Raw genomic sequence first — 15,732 nt, forward strand, 5'->3', positions numbered from 1 at the left:
ACGGAGGGTGCGGGGCCGGGCGTGCTCGGCCCCGCACCCTCGGTGGGTGTCCTGTCGGCGCCCGGGACGGGCGTTCAGTGGCCGATCAGTCTGTCCAGCGCGAGCGTGCCCGCCCCGGAGGCGGTCAGGGCCGCGAGCAGGGCGGCGGGGGTGTCGTGGGTGCTGAAGTAGGTGAGGGTGCCGACGATCGTGCCGATGAACGCCGCCGTCACGAAGACGAGCGCGGCGTGTGCGCTCAGCAGTGGACGGCCGGGCTCGGGGCCGGGGTTCGGGTCGGCGGCGGTCATGCCGCCTCCTTCCTGCGGCCCGTGCGCACCGTGTACGCGTAGCGGGGCATCCCGAGCAGAGTGGAGACGACCCAGCGTCGGCGGGCGCGACGGTCCGGGAGGTCTGTCAGGTACGCGCGTTGCTCCTCCAGCCAGTCGGACTGGGCGGCGCCGGGGAGGAGTCGGGCTACCAATCGGAGCGTCCGGCCACCCGTACGGATCTGCGGCGGCTGCTTCCGGATCTGGCGCGCGAGGAATTTCTCCCGTCGGCTCGGCCGCCGCAAGGAGTTCTCGATCAGTTCCTGATCGCGCCGGGAGATGACGGCACTCAGGGTCTTCCTGACCGGCTTCATCCGGTCCCTCCTGCCAGTCCGGCGCGGCCGGGCGCGTGCCCGGCCGCACCGGCCGCCGTCGCGGTCGCCGTCGCTTGGGCGAGGGCGTGTGGCGCGAGCTCGGCCCCCTTCGAGGAGATCTTGTAGAAGCGGCGCCTGGGGCGTCCCTCCGCTTCCGCCGACTCGTCCTGCTCCCAGTAGCGCTCCACCCATCCCGCCTGGCGCAGCCGCTCCAGGATCGGGAAGAGCGTCCCGTTGGGCAGGTCGGAGAGCCGGGAGAGTTCCAGGCCGTACAGCCCCTCGGCGAGTACCACCGACCGACGGGCGCCGTCGGCGCCTTGGCCGAGGAGGGCGCGCAGCACCGTCCTGGCGTGGGGTGTCATCCGCACTTCTGACATGGCGTCAATCTACCTAGGTAGACGCACCCCGTCTACCTAGGTAGAGCAAGTAGGTCTGCGCACCGTTTCGCGATCTTCGCAGGAGTAACACATAGGGTCCGCACCGCCTCCCGGAGAGGCCGTTAGGTTGTTGCGCGCTCGATCCTGAGTGCGAAACCAGACCGGTCGTCGGCTTCCAGACGGCACAGTCAGCAAAGAAAGATCGCGGATGGACTACTGCTCGACGTGCCGCCGGACCCTCAACGGGGTCTTCGTGTGCCCCGGTTGTGGTGCTTACGCCCCCGACATCGCACCCGCCGGCTCGCACCTCCACCACACTCCGTCGACGGTCGCGGTGATGTCCGAGATATCCCACACGCGGGAGTTCGACGCGTTCCCGGGCTTCCCTGACCTCGACCCCGACCCCGACGTGCCGATCGGTCCCTCCACCCCCTCGGCGACCGGTCGCGCCGCCCGTCGGCGGCGGCTGGCGGACTGGAAGAAGCAGCGGCGCCGGGCCGTGGTCGCGTCGACCGTCGCGCTCGTCGGCGGCGGCCTGACGCTGGCCTTCATGCCGTCGTCCCGGCCCTCCGCGAGCCAGGCCCAGGCGTCCTCGACGCCGGACCCGGTCACGGCTCCGTCCACATCGTCGGCGGGCTCCGTCGACACCGGTTCGGAGACCGAACTGCCCCGTACCCGCGCCCCGCAGCTCTCCGAGAGCGGTACCGGCCCGTCCAAGGCCGACCACTCTCCGGGCAGCGCGACCGCGATCACCCCGGTGGACGCCCCGGCCAAGCAGAAGACGCCGCCGCCGCCGGCCACGCCGGACGACGTCCCCCCCACGGCGGAGACCCAGCCGCAGGCGCCGACGGCCCCCGCGGTCCCCGACACGCCTCCGGCCGCCGAGGACCCGACCCCCCAACCGAACAAGCCCACCGCGCCCGCGCCCGCGCCTCCGCCCCCGAGTGCCGAGCCGCCGGAGGAGTCGGATCCCGGCCTCTGCGTGCTCGTCCTCTGCCTCGACCTCGACGGCAACTGATGCAACGGGCCTGACCGTTCAGCGACACCGCCACGATCTCTTCGGGCTCAGGGTCGGTCGTGACTTTGGTTCATGATCGTCTACCCGACAACGCGAATATTGGCGTTGTCGCGTGGACTGCACAGTCGTGACGTCCTAGCGTCCTCATGGCAGCAGGGACGAGCCCTGCCGGAAGGGGTGGACCATGGCACGCGAGGAACTGATCCGCTTGACCGGTGAGGGGAACGGCGAATGCAGCCAGAACGACTGTCCCAACCTGTACCGGACCGCCAGCGGCTCCATCGTCGTCCAGGGTGACGTATCCAACGCCTTCGAGCCCCCTCAGGGCGAGGCACTGGTGGAGATTCCCGAGCACGTTCTGAGGGAGGCTTTCCGTGCTCTTGGATGGTGACGCGTGGCAGACGAAGTTCCGTGACTTCCGGTCGGAAGCGTGGCGACTTGAGACGCTGCCTGCCTACAACGTCCCGCAGGAAAAAGAAGAGATCCGAGCCTTTTTGTCGGGGGAACGAATCGACCCCCACACGCACTCGAACGACTACACCGAGGATCTGAAACGAGTCCGCCGAGAGGGCAGGACCAAGGGGCGCGTGCACATTGTGACCCGCCCACTCTCGGACTACATTCGGTACGAGTTCATGTACTACCGCTCCCACGCGTGGGCCGGTGAAGACATCCGAATCATGGACGTCACCGATCGCGACAATCCGCTGGCCGGAGTCCAAGACTTCTGGATGTTCGACAAGGCGGAAGTCGTGCTGATGCACTACGAGCCGGACGGAACACAGATCAGCCGCGAGGTGTACGAGGGAGATGTGAGCCCGTACATCGAATACCAGCGCGTCGCCCTGGCCGAGTCGGTGCCCTTCGAGGAGTACGTGAAGGGCCTTGACGGCTGAACCAGAAGAGCTGGCCCGGTCGAAGACTGATCTGGCCGAGACACTGCGGACGCTGCGCAAGCGAGCCGGGCGTACACAAGTCTGGCTCGCTCGGCGCGTCAGCATGTCCCAGACCAAGATCAGCAACATCGAGGGCGGAAAGATCACGCCGAGCCTTGTCGATGTCGAGTTGATTCTGAGAGCGCTGGAAGCATCCCCCGCTCTCGCGGCCCGAGTGGCTGTCCTCGCCCGAACGGCAAACACGGAATGGCAAGACGTGTGGTCGCAGCGTCGCACAGGGCTGGAGAAGAAGCAGAACGAACTGGCCGGGTTCGAACGATCGTCCACGGAGTTCCGTTACTTTCTGCTCTCCATGGTGACGGGGCTCCTGGCCACACCCGCGTATGTCAGGGCGAGCCTGGCCGGTATCCCTGGCGACCACAGCAAGGCCATCGCGAGAAAGCTGGAGCGCCAGGCGGTCCTGCACGATACGGCGAAGCGCTTCACCTTCATTCTTACCGAGCAGGCAGTCCGGTGGCCGTACCTTCAGGGTTCAGCGATGGCCATGCAGATCGACCACTTGGTGTCGGTAAGCCGCCAGCCGAATGTCCGCCTCGGAGTGATCCCGCTCGGCGGCCGTATGCCCGTTGCGCCTCTCAACACGTTCACGGTCTATGACGCGCGAATATCGACGGTGGAGACCTCTACCGGGGCGATGGTGTTCCGCGACCATCGCGACGTCTCCGCCTACCTCAACGAGTTCGCCGTGTACGAGGGGTACGCCTCGTTCGGGGAAGAGGCAAGAGAGCTGCTGTCCTTCTGGGGCAGCCAATACCGTTCATGATCTTCTACCCGACAACGCGGATAATGCTGGAGCGCTCGACCTGATAGGCCGAAGCTTTCTCCATGCCGACCGATCGGATTGACGGAAGCGGTCGGCGGTCCAGGCACTCCCATGGCTCCGCCCCGTGGCGGGCGGGGGACGGCCGTGTCTACGGCCGTTGGACGATCAGGAAGGCGTACCGATGCAGAACGGAACCAACCTGTACACGCTCAACATCGAGGACGCGGTGTTCGCGAAAGCTTGTGGAGGCAACACGCATCCGGATGGCGAGTCCTGCGCGACGTTGGCCAAGATCGGCCCGAACGCCTGGGCCATGGGCGACAGCAAGCAGCCCGGCGCGGAGCCGCTGAGGTTCACCACCGCCGAACTGGAGGCAGCCGGTATCGATCCGGCTCGCTTCGGCCTGTCTGCCTGACGGCGATTCCCGCTGCCCTCCGGCCCCGGCTCGAACCCACCTGAGTCAGGGGCCGGTTGGGCAGCTCCCCATTCTTTTCTGCTGCCCGGAACGGGACGACAGTTGCACCACCATGGGTATCTGTGGACCGGCTGCAAGCGACGGTTCGACGATGAGGCGCTGAGGCGTCCTCCACACGCCGACCCGCCCCAGGCCGACGGCAAGCCGGAACTGATCCAGCGGCACAGGGAAGTGTCGGCGGAGTTCCCCATCGTGGACCTGCCGCCCTTGGAAACGGCGTACTGGTTGATCAAACCGCGCGAGTTGGTACGTGGCACCTGGGAGGAGCCGCAGGAAGCGGCGGCCTGGCTCGGGGAACGGCTTGCCGTCTACGCGCCCCGGTTCGCCTCGGAGGCCGACCGTGACGGGGCGTTCCTGACAGTACTGGCCAACTCCGCAGCCGAACGACTGCGTTGGGGAGGGGACTTGTCCCTTGGCTTCTACCTGGAGCGGCCCGCGTTCCTTTCTCTGGCCCTGGTGTGCTGCCCGAATCGAGTGCTGCCTGAGCCGGCATGCCCGCTGCGGTAACGACGAGTTACGGAAGGGAGCCACCGGTTGGGGTCAAGGGCCGTCGGGTTACGGGTCTGTCCCAGCGGGTGGTGGGGGCGGGAAGTGGTCTCTTGGGGCGTCCGTGGCGTGGTCCGGATGCGGGGCGGCGCGCAGGCCCTCGGGGGTGTGGGCGAGGTGGTGTGAGGGCGGGTGGTGGGGCGTGTTGTGCCTGGTTGGGCGTGTAACAGGGGTGTATTAGCAGCGGGTTGGGCGGAACGCTCGGCCGGGTCGGGCCGCTCTTGGTGATCAGAAATGCTCGCTGGTACTCACTGTTGAGGAAGAAACGATGCGCGTTCGCAAGCTCACCTTCGCCGCCCTGGCCATCGCCACCGCCCTCTCGCTCACGGCCTGTAACGACGAAGACCTCACGGGACAGGCCGACCCGTCGTCCACGTCCACCGGGTCTTCCGCGCCCGACGGCGCGGGCTCGGGCAGCTCGGACGAGGAGAGCGGGAAGGGCACGGTCGCCGGGACCGGCTCCAACGAGAACGGCGAGACCGGCAAGTGCCGTACCGACGAACTCGACATCACCGCGTCGGACGCCACCGTCGGAGGCGACACCGAGGGCACTGTGGCGGTGGAGTTCAAGAACGGCGCCGGCCGGGACTGCGCGCTGTCGGCGTACGCGGGCGTCGACCTGGGGACCGACTCAGGAATGATCTCCGCCGAGCGCACCGGAGAGCAGAAGGACACGACCATCCTCAAGGACGGCGAGTCGATCTTCTTCGGCATCAACTACCCGATGAACGACTCGGGCGGCTCCGGCGTCCGCGTCACGTCGCTCGTGGTGACCCCGCCGGACGAGACGAAGTCCGTCTCGATCGAGTGGCCGGGCGAAGCCACGCTGCCCGTCACGGAAGGCGGCGGCTCCTCGGTGAAGGTCGGCCCGATGGGCAGCGCCGGTCAGGGCGAGGGCTGACCCGAACGAACAGCCGCGGCACCCGTTCCTGCCCGATCGCGCACGGCTGCGCGACGGGCAGGGGGTCGCGGACTATTCGGCCCAGGTGAGGAACGTCTTCCAGGCTGTCGGGGCCACCGCGAAGGTCGGGCCTTCGGTGACCTTCGAGTCGCGGACATGGACGGCGTGGGGGCAGGTGGCCACCTCGACGCAGTTGCCGCCGCTGTCGCTGCTGTAGCTCGACTTCTGCCAGTCGAAGGCGATCTCGACGCAGTTACCGCCGCCGCTATCGCTGTAGCTGGACTTGAACCACCGCAGGGTGTCGGTCATTCCTGTTCTCCTGCCAACCGCTCGATGAGGCCCAGCGACTCGCGAGGGCCCAGGGCCTGTGATCGGATCTTCGCATAGCGCTGGGCGCGTGTGCTCACTCCCGCAGGATCGGATACCAGCACGCTCTCACCCTGCACTTCCAGAAACAGCAGATGGTCGTGGTCCGGAGTCTCGACCAGGTTCATATCGCCCCGATCACCTGCGTGTTCGCCGCTGAGTCCGCAGTCCAGCGGCAGCACCTGAAGCGTCACGTTACGGCGCCTCCCGCACTCCGCCAAGTGCGAAAGTTGGTCACGCATGACCTCCCTGCTCCCGATCGTCCGGCGCAGCACCGACTCCTCCAGGATCACCTCGATCAGCGCCGTCGGCTCCCGTTCGAACAGCGCCCTTCGCGCGATCCGCACCTCGACCAGCTCCTCCACCCGCTCGTCGGACAGCGGCGGATAGCCCCCGCCGATCAGCGCCCGCGCGTACGCCTCCGTCTGGAACAGGCCGTGAACCACCAGCGTCGCGTACAGGCACAGGCCCACCGCTCGTTGCTCCAGCAGCACGTAGTTCTTGAACTGTGCGGGGTACTTGTCCAGGCGTACGTACTCCCGCGCCTGCTCGAAGATGCCCAACTCGTCGCCGAGCGCCCCTCCCAGTGCCACCAGCATCTGGTCGCTGGCCGGTTGTGCGCAGGTCTCCATCGCGCTGATCGCCGCCGCCGAGAAGCCCGTCTCGACGCCGACCTGTTCCTGTGTCATCCCTTTTCGCAGTCGCATCATGCGGGCGATGTCCGCCACCAACCGCGTTGCCGGGCCCGCCGATTCCTTGTTCTCCGCTCGCGCCATTGCGATCACCGTTTCGACTCGACCGGACTCAACCGGTCACAACTGGTCTGGACCGAAAACGACCTCACGTAACGGGAGTTCGTGCAGGTCAACCGGTGTCCGACGGCTCCCGTCAGGCCATGGAAAACGGTAGCGGTGACTACGCAGAATGTCTGCGTGACTACACAGAATGAGCGTCTATGCGTCGACTGGGTACCCGAGACCGGATTTCAACTCCGGAAAGCCGGGGTGCGATTCGACGCCGTGCGCGTCGACGGGGCCGAGGGGCGGCGGCTCGCCGACATGATGGACTCGATCACGGCGGGCGATCCCGGGCCGATCGCCACCGAGTCGAACGGGTGCCGGGCGGTGTACTTCTACCTTCCGCCCGGGAGTACCGCGAACCGCGTCTGGGCGCCGGGCGTGACGCGGTTCAACTCCGTGAGCGGCACGGTGAGTTACGTACCGGTGCCGGCGCTCGGCGGCGAGACGTGGCCGTTGTTCTGGTACTGCCCGCCCTCGCACTCCGAGCGCTTCGTCCATCCGGCGATCCTGCGCAACGCCGCTGCCGCTCTGTTCGGTCACCCGATGTCGTTCCGGGAGGAACCGGGTCAGTTCACGTAGCGGCTGACGGTCTCCGGGTGGATGACGATACGGACCAGGTCTCCCGCCCGCATCGCGGCGAGTTCGGCGGCGCGGGCCGGGTCGGCGAGGTCCCAGTAGCGGGCGGCCAGGCGGGCGCAGAGGTCGTCCGCTCCGTCGGGTTCCACCGTGGTGGGGCCGGCGATCGAGAGCCAGCGTTCGCGTTCGCCCACGGGGGCCGCGACGACGAGCGAGGCACGGGGGTCGCGGCCCAGGCGCCGTACTTTCAGTGTGTCCGGGCCCGTGAACAGCTGGATCGTGCCCTCGGCGGTGGCCTCGAACCACACCGGGCGGGGCTGTGGCGGGAGTGGGCCCCCGGCCACGGACAGGAAGCCGTACAGGGGGCGTCGGAGGAATTCGAGGTCGTCGGTGGTCAGTGGACCGGCTTCGGTGCTCATCGTCCCCAGGCTCCCGCCGCGGCGGCCCGTACGGCGTACTCCTCGAAGGTGCGCGGCGCGCGTCCCAGCAGCGTGGCGAGGTCGTCCGTCGTCGCGGCGAGCAGGCCGCGTTCCATCAGTACGAACATCTCGGCGACGTGGTGGGCGTCGTCCTGGCTCAGGCCCTCCTCGACCAGTGTCGCGGCGTACTCGGCGGTGGAGATCTGCCGGTAGGTGAGGGGTCGTCCGGACGCCCGGGAGATCAACTCGACCGCCTCGCCGAAGGTGAGCCCGCGCGGACCGGTCAACTCGTAGATCCGCCCCGCGTGTTCGGCCTGGGTCAGTACGGCGGTCGCGGCGTCGGCGACGTCGTCCACGTCGATGAACGGCTCGGGAACCGTGTCGGCCGGGAGTGCCAACTCCCCGGCGAGCAGGGGGGCGTGGAAGACGTCCTCGTCGAAGTTCTGGTCGAAGTTCGACGCCCTCAGGACGGTCCACTCCAGCGCCGAGCCGCGTACCGCGTCCTCGGCCGACCTCATGTCCAGCCCGAACGTGGAGTCGCCCCAGGTGTCGGCGCCGCGTCCGGAGAGCAGGACCAGCCGCCGTACTCCGGCGGCCTCGGCCCGCGCCACGAACTCGTGCACCGGGCCCGGCACGGTCGGGGGCACCACGTAAGCGGCTGCGACACCCCGCAGGGCCGCGTCCCAGCCGTCGGGGTCGGACCAGTCGAAGCGGGTCGGGCTCGAACGGGAGGCCGTACGCACCGGTGTGCCGTGCAGTCGCAGCCGGGCGGCGACGCGTCGGCCGGTCTTGCCGGTGGCGCCGAGGACAAGAGTGGTTTCGTTGGTCATGACTCCGATTGAACACGGGCAGCTCGGACGATCCCATAGGTGAGAAGCCGGATCGCCTGTGTATTCGTCTTACCGAGTCGGCTAACCTCGGTGAGATGGATGTGTTCAGTGACCTGATTCGCGGGGTGCGGGCCAACGGCTCGTTGTTCGGCAGCTCGACCCTGTCCCCGCCGTGGGCACTGCACTTCGTGGACGGCGCGCCGCTGACCCTGTGCACCGTCCTCGACGGGGCGGGCTGGATCGTGCCGGAGTACGGTCCGCCCGAGCGGCTTCGCGACCGCGAGACGATCGTCGTGCGCGGACCCGGCACGTTCACCTTCGTCGACGAACTCGACACCCGGGCCGAGCCGATCGCGTGCGGCGAGGACTGCGCGACGCCGGAGGAGGGCGGGACGCGGCACCGGCTCGGCTGGCACGACTCCGGCGTCCCCGATGACCCCGGCGACCCCGGCGACCCCGGCGGATGTGGTGGCGGCGGTGGTGGTGCGACGACCCTGATCGTCGGCGCCTATCCGGTACGCGGTGAGATCAGCCGCCGACTGCTGGACGCGCTGCCCGTCGTACTGCGCGCGGCCACCGGCGGTACGGGTGACGCCGTGCTGGACCACCTCGCCGCCGAGGTCGCTGTCGATACGCCGGGTCAACAGGTCGTACTCGACCGGCTGTTGGACTGGATGCTGGTCTGCACGCTGCGCGAGTGGTTCGACCGGCCGGGCGGTGAGCGCCCGGCCTGGTGGGCCGCGCAGCGGGACCCGGTGGTCGGCGACGCGCTGCGCCTGCTGCACGCCGAGCCGGCCGCGCCGTGGACGGTCGCCGCGCTGGCCGAGCGCACCGGGGTGTCGCGCTCGACGCTGGCCAAGCGGTTCGCCGACCTGGTCGGTGAGCCACCGCTGACCTACCTCACCCGCTGGCGCATGACGCTCGCGGCGGACCTGCTGGTCGAGCAGCAGGGCGCGACCGTCGCGGATGTCGCCCGCACCGTTGGGTACTCCGACCCGTTCGGTTTCAGCGCGGCGTTCAAACGGGTCCGAGGCGCCAACCCGAGCGACTTCCGGCGCGGCGGCGCCCCCGTCAGGGCGACAACCGGCTGACCCCGCACCCCGCACCTCGCACCCCGAACGGCGCACGGCCTCCGGGCCCGGCGATGTGCCGGGCCCGGAGGCCGGTGGTCCTCTTGCGGGACCGTGGAGAACCCAGCGAACCCAGCGAACCCGACGGGGCTCGGTGGATCAGTAGGCGTAGCTCGTGTTGCCGCCGAGCGAGGCCGCTACGTGCTGGACCGCCGGGTTGGTGTTGAACGTGTGGACCGACTCCACGCTCGACGTGGTGCTGCTGTTGCCGAGCTGGCCCTCGGTGTTGTGGCCCCAGGCGAAGATGTCCTCGCCGAAGACCGCGATGCCGTGCTGGGCGCCGGCCGCGACCTGCTGGGCGCCGTCCAGGCGGGGGATGTCGATCGGAGCCGTACGGTTGGTGAACGCCTTGGTGCCCTTGTTGGCCGGGTCGGCCTCCAGGAGCTGGTTGTTCTGGTTGTTGCCCCAGCCCCAGACCCGGCCGTCGGTGGTCGTGGCGTAGTTGTGGTTGGCGCCCGCCTCGATGTCGCTGACGTCTTCGAGCCAGTCGACGTCGACCGGCGTGACGCTGTTCCTCGTGGAGGAGTCGCCGAGCTGGCCGGAGGAGTTGTGGCCCCAGGACTTGACGGTCTTGTCGGCGGTCAGCGCCAGGGCGTGGTGGCAGCCGGCGTCGATCTCCTTGACGTTCGCCAGGCCCTCGACCTGACGGGGTACGGAGCTGGTGGCGCGGGTGCCGCTGGCGAGCTGGCCGTAGACGCCGCGGCCCCAGGCGTACACCTTGCCGGTCTCCGTCAGCGCGAGGCTGAAGTCGCAGCCGGCCGAGACCTGCTTGACCTTGGGCAGGCCGCGGATCGCGTTCGGGACGGCGCGGGTGTCGCCCGTGCGGTTGTTGCCGAGCTGACCGTAGTTGTTGTCACCCCACGAGAAGACCTGGCCGTTGCCGTCCAGCGCGAGCGCGTGCTCGCCGCCGGCGGCGATGTCCTTGATGCCCGTCAGGCGCGCCACGGCGGTGGGGACGCTGCGGTTGGTGCGGCCACCGTTGCCGAGCTGCCCCGAGACGTTGTGGCCCCACGCCTTCACGGTCTCGTTGGTGAGGGCGAGCGCGAAGGAGTCGGCCGAGGAGGTGCCGCCCGCGGAGATCCGGTCGACGCTGCCCCGGGAGAGGGAGGAGACGGACACCGGGGCGGAGCTGTCCTTGGCGGCGCCGTTTCCGAGCTGGCCGGTGCTGCCCGCGCCCCAGCTGAGAACCGACGGGTTGTCCTGCGCGGGCGCGGCGGAGACCGAGGCCAGCGGGGTGAGTGCGAGACCGGCGGTGAGGGCGGCGGTCAGGAGTGCGCGACTACGGCGCATGGGGGAGTGTCCTCTCGTGATGGTGCGGGCCCGTCCTCGCGGGACCGCACCTGATCATCGATTCACTCGTTGGCCACCTTCAGAGGCGCGACGGCCGCACACCCGGATGGTCCCCACCAGCGACCCGAACGGCGTGCAGACGGGGCGGCCGGGTGCGCTGTCGTTGCGCCTTACGGGGTGTTCCGCGCGTTCCTCTTCGCGTTCCTCGGCGCGTCGGGAGCGGCGGCGGTCGAAACGGGGGCGTTCGAAGCGGCCCCGTGCTGAGGGGCGGCGTGCTGGGCGGCGCCGTGCTGAGGGGCTGTCCAGCTGTCGAGGAGCCGTAGCGCCTCCGCCGTCGGCGAGCCGGGCTCGACGTTGTAGACGCACAGGGTCTGGTCCGCGTCGCCGGGCGGGGCTCACCCGGTGGCGTTCACCGGGTGGCGTTCAGGCAGGTCGGTGTGAGTGCCAGGGCCGCGAAGCGTTCGCCCATACGTCGGTGGGTGGGGGCGTCCGGGTGGAGTTCGTCCGGGAGCGGGAGTTCGGCGTAGTCCGCCTCTCCGTACAGCTCCCGGCCGTCCAGGTAGTGCAGATTCGGGTCCTCCGCCGCCCGCTGCTTCACGATCCGGGCCAGCTCGTCCCGGATGACGTTCAGCGTCAGCTTTCCGCTCGCGCGCTCCGCCGGGTCGCCCGCCGCCAGGAACCGCAGCCGCCCCTCGCTGATGCCGGAGAAGTCCGGGGCGCTGGGGCCGGGGGTGTCCTCGTGGATGCGGCAGTAGGCCGGCGAGACGACCAGCAGCGGTGCCGTGGGGTGGCCCTCGCGGATGGTGTCGAGGAAGCCGTGGACAGCCGGGGTGAAGGCGCGCAGGCGCATCAGGTCGGTGTTGACCAGGTTGATGCCGATCTTGACGCTGATCAGGTCGGCCGGGGTGTCCCGCATCGTGCGGGCGGTGAACGGGTCGAGCAGGGCGCTGCCGCCGAAGCCCAGGTTGATCAGCTCCACGCCGCCCAGGGAGGCGGCGAACGCGGGCCAGGTCGTGGTGGGGCTCGCGGCGTCGGAGCCGTGGCTGATCGAGCTGCCGTGGTGGAGCCACACCGCCCGGCCCCGGTCCGCCACGGGCTCGACGGGTGCGTCGGTGCGCAGCGCGACGAGTTCGGTGGTCTCGTTGTGCGGCAGCCAGATCTCGACGTCCTTCTCGCCGTCGGGCAGCTCGCCGAAGCGCAGGGTGCCGGGCGGGCCGGGCCGCTGCTCGGCGGTCCCCGCCGTCATGTCGATGGTCAGGGTGTTGCCGCCCGGCACGGTGCCCTGGGCGGTCAGCCTGCCGTCGACGAGCAGGTCGTACACGCCGTCGGGGCGGGGCGGGGCGCCGACGTACTCCCGCTTGGTGGGCAGCGTGTCCAACTCGACGGTGGTCGCCCGGGTGCGGAACACGAGCCGTACGGCGGCGGGCTGGGCCTCCGCCATGGCGAGCTGCGGGTCCGTGTTCTGGGCGCGGGCCCAGGCGGGCAGCCGGTGCGGGAGCACGCCCTGCGCGGTGTGCTCCAGTTCGAGGGCGCCGCGCAGGAGGTCGATGCTGATGGGCGTGGCGGTCAAGGGGTGTTGGGTGCTCATGGTGTCTGCCTACTGGTGCGTCGTCGATGGCCGTCAGGGGGTGAGGCGGGTGCGCAGCAGCGCGTCGAGGTGGTCCACGATCCACACCCAGGTCTCTTCCGAGCCGGGTGCGCTGTGGCTGAAGCCGCCCGCCGCCTCCAGGCTGATGTAGCCGTGGAAGACGCTGCCCAGGAGCCGTACGGCGTGTGTCTCCTCCGGCTCCGTCAGGTCGTAACCGCGCAGGATCGCCCGCGTCATCCGCGCGTGCCGGGGGCCGGCGCTCGCCGCGGCCGTCTCCGGGTCGAGCGTCAGCCGGGCCGCGGTGTAGCGGCCGGGGTGCTCGCGGGCGTAGTCGCGGTAGACGTTCGCGAAGGCGGCGAGGGCGTCCTTGCCCGCGCGTCCGGCGAGCGCCGTGGCGACCCGGTCGGCCATCTCCTCCAGCGCGAGCAGCGCGATCCTGGTCTTGAGGTCCTGGGAGCTCTTGACGTGCGAGTACAGACTCGCGACCTTGACGTCGAACTGCCTGGCGAGCGCCGAGACGGTCACCTGCTCGAAGCCGACCTCGTCGGCCAGTTCGGCTCCCGCCCGGACGAGGCGGTCGGTGGTCAGTCCTGCGCGGGGTGACATGGGGCTCCGGGTCTCCTTCTGCCGCGGTGGTGACGGCTGCGTACCTAAATTGATTATGCACATACCTAATACTTATAGGCAAGTGTGTGATCGATTCAGGCGTCAGCCCCGCGCCGGGCCCCGGACAGCCGTCGTCCGTCCGTCGTCCGTCAGTCGTCGGTCGTCCGTCGGTCAGCCGTCCGTCTGCTTCAGGTAGATGACCTTGTACTCCTTGCCGTCGATCCGCGTCGTCCCCGTCCTGGTCTGCTCGAACGTGCCGCCGCGCGGGATCAGCACCTCCGACTCGCGCCCGCGGTAGCGGGACAGCGGGTCGATGTTCCGGCCGTGGTTCGTCTCGATCTCGACCAGTACGTTCTCGCCCGGTGTGCTGCCGCCGTTCGCCGCGACGACGCCCCGGTTGGCGCGGTCCCGGTCGGTGGACGTGCTCAGGTACTCGGGCAGGCCGACCTGGTCGCCCCGCGCGAACCTCTCGATCGTGTCGGCCGGCATGAACGTGCCCCGGTAGACGGTCGCCCGGACCGGCGGCAGGTGGCGCAGCGCCATGTCCATGCGCTCGATGCGGTCGTTGATCTGGTCGCGGCGGTTGCCGGGGATCGGGCGTCCGCGCAGGTAGTTGTTCATGTCCAGGGCCCACGGGCCGGTGTAGTCGGCGACGGCGAGCGCGTCCGCGGCCGTCAGGTCCTCGGTGAGCGGGTTACGGCCCGCGGCCTCGGCGACCTCCGCGGCCCAGCCCTGGCGTACGGGACCCATTCCCGGCCGGTAGCGCGGGATGTCGTCCAGCGCGTGCATCGGGTCGGCCGGGGTGTCGGCCTCGTCCTCCTCGATGGGCTCGGCGGGCTCCGTGGGCGGCGGGCTGGTCGCCTGGGCCGCCGCCACACTGGTCCACAGCAGGGTGGAGGACGCGAAGCCGGACTCGAAGGGGGACGCGGTGGGCGACGGGGGCGGCGGTGGTTCGCTGTTGCTGGAGAAGGCGTGCCAGAGGAGGATGCCCGCCGCGATGACGGCCAGCGGGATCAGCACCTCGGGGGCGAGGGCGGCGATGAACGGGGCCGTCACCAGGCCACGCTTGGCGATCGGTTTGCCGTCCGGGCCGATCTCGACGGCGTTCACCATCTCGTTCAGCAGATCGGTGTTGTGCAGCCAGTCGTCCGGGAAGACGTAGTTTTCGCCGAGATCGGCGGCCTCCTCCGCGAGCTTCGCGGCCTTCTCGAACATCTCCGCTTCCGACTCGCCGCCGTGGAACTGGAGCGGGTTGGTGTGGCACTGGTTGGCCACGACGACGGACCCTCGCTTGCAGAGGACCTTGGGCTTGCTGGGCGGATGCCTCCTGAGGTCCATCAGGATGTCGCGCGGTCCGGGGCGGATCGGGTTCAGGTTGCTGTCGAGCTGGCCGCCCCTGACAATCCGCTTGTTCTTGAGGTCGGGCCCCGACCCGTCGCCGCCCACGACCGCCTTCTGGCTGAGATTCAGGTCCGGGGGGCCGTCGTCGCCCCCGCCGCCGCCCTCGTCGCTCCCGCCGCCCTCGCACACACCGATGGCGCCCGCCGTGACGCAGCCGACCGCGCGCACGAGGCCGTCGCCGACGGTCGCCCCGTTGCCGGTCGACAGCACGACCGCACCGATGACCAGGCCCACGAAGGCGGTGACGCCCACGTACTCGGCGGTCGACTGGCCGTTCTGGCGGCTGGGTGCCGGGGCTTGGGCCTGCCCCCGTGCGAGCACGCGACGAATCCTCATGCTCCGCACGCTATGAGGAACCGGTGCCTCCGGCCGAGGGTGCACGGGCCCAAGCGCGGGCCCAACCTGGTTCTGTCCGCCGGGCCCTGGGCCCGGCGCGACGCTCAGCCGCCCTTGGTGTACGTCACCGACTCGCCGTCCGCCGTCGTCGTACGGCGCAGGCGGCCGTCCGGGAGGATCGTCAGCTCCGTCGCCGCGCCCGGCGTGCAGGAGGACATCGGGCGGCCCGTCGTGACCGTGGACGGGCCGATCCTCAGCGGGCCGGAGCCCGGCTCTCCGTCGAGCGCCGCCTCGAAGACGCACTCGTACGTCCCGCCCGTGTCGGTCGGGCCCTTCGCGGTCAGTACGAGGACGGTGTCGCCCACCTTGCCCTGCCGGACGGCGAGTTCGCGTGTGCTGACCCCCGCGGCACCCTCGATGGTGCCGGACCAGGCGCCCAGGTACTTCTTCGGTACGTCGCCCGCCCCGGCGTCCCCGGTCGCCGACGGGGAGGGTGACTCCGTGGCCGACGGCGCGTCCTCGGACGGGGTGTTGTCGTCGGCCGACTTGTCGGACGAGCTGTCCGCCCGGTTGTTCGACGCGTCGTTCTTCTCGCTGCCGCTGTCCATGAACGCGTACACCGAACCGCCCGCGCCCAGCGCGACGACCAGCGCGACGGCGATCAGCGCGACCGTGCCGCGTGTGCTGCGGCGTGGCGGCTCGGGCTGCGGGACGGGGGCCGGGGTGTACGGGCTG

Annotated in this window: 20 protein-coding genes and 1 pseudogene; 9 read left to right on the forward strand and 12 right to left on the reverse strand. The window is 69.9% G+C overall.

Going from position 1 to position 15,732, the window contains the following annotated elements; translation table 11 throughout:
- Positions 1 to 74: 74 nt before the first annotated feature.
- The 3 genes from P3L51_RS12995 to P3L51_RS13005 are packed head-to-tail and all read right to left on the reverse strand — an operon-like array spanning position 75 to position 996.
- Entirely contained in the window at positions 75 to 287 is a 213-nt protein-coding gene (locus P3L51_RS12995) for a hypothetical protein (RefSeq protein ID WP_354605319.1), read from the reverse strand.
- Positions 284 to 619, reverse strand: coding sequence for a hypothetical protein (locus tag P3L51_RS13000; RefSeq protein WP_354605320.1), 336 nt, complete (start codon positions 617 to 619; stop codon positions 284 to 286). Before P3L51_RS13000 ends, P3L51_RS12995 begins: the two co-directional genes overlap by 4 nt.
- Entirely contained in the window at positions 616 to 996 is a 381-nt protein-coding gene (locus tag P3L51_RS13005; protein ID WP_354605321.1) for a PadR family transcriptional regulator, read from the reverse strand. Before P3L51_RS13005 ends, P3L51_RS13000 begins: the two co-directional genes overlap by 4 nt.
- 208 nt (positions 997 to 1,204) lie before the next feature.
- Here P3L51_RS13005 and P3L51_RS13010 point away from each other — a divergent pair, with 208 nt between their 5' ends.
- From P3L51_RS13010 to P3L51_RS13040, 7 genes are all read left to right on the forward strand, one after another.
- Positions 1,205 to 2,014, forward strand: coding sequence for an SCO2400 family protein (locus P3L51_RS13010; RefSeq protein ID WP_435594439.1), 810 nt, complete (start codon positions 1,205 to 1,207; stop codon positions 2,012 to 2,014).
- Positions 2,015 to 2,198: 184 nt separating this feature from the next.
- Positions 2,199 to 2,405 carry a hypothetical protein gene (locus tag P3L51_RS13015; RefSeq protein WP_354605323.1) on the forward strand — a complete coding sequence of 69 codons (207 nt, stop codon included), beginning with the start codon at positions 2,199 to 2,201 and terminating at the stop codon, positions 2,403 to 2,405.
- Positions 2,389 to 2,910: a DUF6879 family protein gene (locus P3L51_RS13020; protein WP_354605324.1), complete on the forward strand. Its 522-nt coding sequence runs from the start codon at positions 2,389 to 2,391 to the stop codon at positions 2,908 to 2,910. The genes P3L51_RS13015 and P3L51_RS13020 overlap by 17 nt, the downstream gene beginning before the upstream one ends.
- Positions 2,900 to 3,733, forward strand: coding sequence for a helix-turn-helix domain-containing protein (locus P3L51_RS13025; RefSeq protein WP_354605325.1), 834 nt, complete (start codon positions 2,900 to 2,902; stop codon positions 3,731 to 3,733). The genes P3L51_RS13020 and P3L51_RS13025 overlap by 11 nt, the downstream gene beginning before the upstream one ends.
- A 181-nt stretch (positions 3,734 to 3,914) precedes the next feature.
- On the forward strand, positions 3,915 to 4,148 hold the full coding sequence (locus P3L51_RS13030) for a DUF397 domain-containing protein (RefSeq protein ID WP_354605338.1): 234 nt from the start codon (positions 3,915 to 3,917) through the stop codon (positions 4,146 to 4,148).
- A 102-nt stretch (positions 4,149 to 4,250) separates the two neighbouring features.
- Entirely contained in the window at positions 4,251 to 4,715 is a 465-nt protein-coding gene (locus tag P3L51_RS13035; protein WP_354605326.1) for a hypothetical protein, read from the forward strand.
- A gap of 307 nt (positions 4,716 to 5,022) precedes the next feature.
- On the forward strand, positions 5,023 to 5,655 hold the full coding sequence (locus P3L51_RS13040) for a DUF4232 domain-containing protein (protein WP_354605327.1): 633 nt from the start codon (positions 5,023 to 5,025) through the stop codon (positions 5,653 to 5,655).
- Positions 5,656 to 5,727: 72 nt separating this feature from the next.
- On the opposite strand, the gene P3L51_RS13045 is transcribed toward P3L51_RS13040, so the two are convergent.
- Complete coding sequence (locus tag P3L51_RS13045) at positions 5,728 to 5,964, reverse strand: DUF397 domain-containing protein (protein ID WP_354605328.1); 237 nt, start codon at positions 5,962 to 5,964, stop codon at positions 5,728 to 5,730.
- On the reverse strand, positions 5,961 to 6,797 hold the full coding sequence (locus P3L51_RS13050) for a helix-turn-helix domain-containing protein (RefSeq protein WP_354605339.1): 837 nt from the start codon (positions 6,795 to 6,797) through the stop codon (positions 5,961 to 5,963). Before P3L51_RS13050 ends, P3L51_RS13045 begins: the two co-directional genes overlap by 4 nt.
- 156 nt (positions 6,798 to 6,953) lie before the next feature.
- Here P3L51_RS13050 and P3L51_RS13055 point away from each other — a divergent pair, with 156 nt between their 5' ends.
- The gene (locus P3L51_RS13055; RefSeq protein ID WP_354605329.1) at positions 6,954 to 7,400 is read left to right on the forward strand and encodes a hypothetical protein; all 447 of its coding nucleotides are present in this window, start codon (positions 6,954 to 6,956) and stop codon (positions 7,398 to 7,400) included.
- Here the strand turns inward: P3L51_RS13055 and P3L51_RS13060 are convergent.
- Together P3L51_RS13060 and P3L51_RS13065 are read right to left on the reverse strand one after the other, a co-directional pair.
- On the reverse strand, positions 7,388 to 7,816 hold the full coding sequence (locus tag P3L51_RS13060) for a pyridoxamine 5'-phosphate oxidase family protein (protein ID WP_354605330.1): 429 nt from the start codon (positions 7,814 to 7,816) through the stop codon (positions 7,388 to 7,390). The genes P3L51_RS13055 and P3L51_RS13060 overlap by 13 nt on opposite strands.
- Positions 7,813 to 8,646 carry an NAD(P)H-binding protein gene (locus tag P3L51_RS13065; RefSeq protein WP_354605331.1) on the reverse strand — a complete coding sequence of 278 codons (834 nt, stop codon included), beginning with the start codon at positions 8,644 to 8,646 and terminating at the stop codon, positions 7,813 to 7,815. Before P3L51_RS13065 ends, P3L51_RS13060 begins: the two co-directional genes overlap by 4 nt.
- 95 nt (positions 8,647 to 8,741) lie before the next feature.
- On the opposite strand from P3L51_RS13065, the gene P3L51_RS13070 reads away from it, so the two are divergent.
- Positions 8,742 to 9,737: an AraC family transcriptional regulator gene (locus P3L51_RS13070; RefSeq protein WP_354605332.1), complete on the forward strand. Its 996-nt coding sequence runs from the start codon at positions 8,742 to 8,744 to the stop codon at positions 9,735 to 9,737.
- 138 nt (positions 9,738 to 9,875) lie between these two features.
- On the opposite strand, the gene P3L51_RS13075 is transcribed toward P3L51_RS13070, so the two are convergent.
- The 5 genes and pseudogenes from P3L51_RS13075 to P3L51_RS13095 all read right to left on the reverse strand — a co-directional run.
- Positions 9,876 to 11,066, reverse strand: a complete 1,191-nt coding sequence (locus tag P3L51_RS13075; protein WP_354605333.1) for an RCC1 domain-containing protein — start codon at positions 11,064 to 11,066, stop codon at positions 9,876 to 9,878.
- A 409-nt stretch (positions 11,067 to 11,475) separates the two neighbouring features.
- Positions 11,476 to 12,654, reverse strand: coding sequence for a GDSL-type esterase/lipase family protein (locus P3L51_RS13080; protein ID WP_354605334.1), 1,179 nt, complete (start codon positions 12,652 to 12,654; stop codon positions 11,476 to 11,478).
- Positions 12,655 to 12,687: 33 nt separating this feature from the next.
- A complete protein-coding gene (locus P3L51_RS13085) occupies positions 12,688 to 13,260 on the reverse strand; it encodes a TetR/AcrR family transcriptional regulator (RefSeq protein WP_354605335.1) in 573 nt (190 codons plus the stop codon).
- Between the two features lie 171 nt (positions 13,261 to 13,431).
- Positions 13,432 to 14,997 (reverse strand): ADP-ribosyltransferase, encoded by a 1,566-nt coding sequence (locus P3L51_RS13090; RefSeq protein WP_354605336.1) that lies wholly within the window; start codon positions 14,995 to 14,997, stop codon positions 13,432 to 13,434.
- A 104-nt stretch (positions 14,998 to 15,101) separates the two neighbouring features.
- Positions 15,102 to 15,732 (reverse strand): annotated as a pseudogene (locus P3L51_RS13095) (serine/threonine-protein kinase); the annotation flags it as partial.

Source organism: Streptomyces panacea (genome assembly GCF_040560175.1).
Taxonomy (GTDB): Bacteria; Actinomycetota; Actinomycetes; order Streptomycetales; family Streptomycetaceae; genus Streptomyces; species Streptomyces panacea.

Bases quoted from the DNA above. Each gene is read 5' to 3' on its own strand.
- P3L51_RS12995 (WP_354605319.1), bottom strand. From the start codon at position 287: ATGACCGCCGCCGACCCGAACCCCGGCCCCGAGCCCGGCCGTCCACTG.
- P3L51_RS13000 (WP_354605320.1), bottom strand. From the start codon at position 619: ATGAAGCCGGTCAGGAAGACCCTGAGTGCCGTCATCTCCCGGCGCGAT.
- P3L51_RS13005 (WP_354605321.1), bottom strand. From the start codon at position 996: ATGTCAGAAGTGCGGATGACACCCCACGCCAGGACGGTGCTGCGCGCC.
- P3L51_RS13010 (WP_435594439.1), top strand. From the start codon at position 1,205: ATGGACTACTGCTCGACGTGCCGCCGGACCCTCAACGGGGTCTTCGTG.
- P3L51_RS13015 (WP_354605323.1), top strand. From the start codon at position 2,199: ATGGCACGCGAGGAACTGATCCGCTTGACCGGTGAGGGGAACGGCGAA.
- P3L51_RS13030 (WP_354605338.1), top strand. From the start codon at position 3,915: ATGCAGAACGGAACCAACCTGTACACGCTCAACATCGAGGACGCGGTG.
- P3L51_RS13040 (WP_354605327.1), top strand. From the start codon at position 5,023: ATGCGCGTTCGCAAGCTCACCTTCGCCGCCCTGGCCATCGCCACCGCC.
- P3L51_RS13045 (WP_354605328.1), bottom strand. From the start codon at position 5,964: ATGACCGACACCCTGCGGTGGTTCAAGTCCAGCTACAGCGATAGCGGC.
- P3L51_RS13050 (WP_354605339.1), bottom strand. From the start codon at position 6,797: ATGGCGCGAGCGGAGAACAAGGAATCGGCGGGCCCGGCAACGCGGTTG.
- P3L51_RS13060 (WP_354605330.1), bottom strand. From the start codon at position 7,816: ATGAGCACCGAAGCCGGTCCACTGACCACCGACGACCTCGAATTCCTC.
- P3L51_RS13065 (WP_354605331.1), bottom strand. From the start codon at position 8,646: ATGACCAACGAAACCACTCTTGTCCTCGGCGCCACCGGCAAGACCGGC.
- P3L51_RS13070 (WP_354605332.1), top strand. From the start codon at position 8,742: ATGGATGTGTTCAGTGACCTGATTCGCGGGGTGCGGGCCAACGGCTCG.
- P3L51_RS13075 (WP_354605333.1), bottom strand. From the start codon at position 11,066: ATGCGCCGTAGTCGCGCACTCCTGACCGCCGCCCTCACCGCCGGTCTC.
- P3L51_RS13080 (WP_354605334.1), bottom strand. From the start codon at position 12,654: ATGAGCACCCAACACCCCTTGACCGCCACGCCCATCAGCATCGACCTC.
- P3L51_RS13085 (WP_354605335.1), bottom strand. From the start codon at position 13,260: ATGTCACCCCGCGCAGGACTGACCACCGACCGCCTCGTCCGGGCGGGA.
- P3L51_RS13090 (WP_354605336.1), bottom strand. From the start codon at position 14,997: ATGAGGATTCGTCGCGTGCTCGCACGGGGGCAGGCCCAAGCCCCGGCA.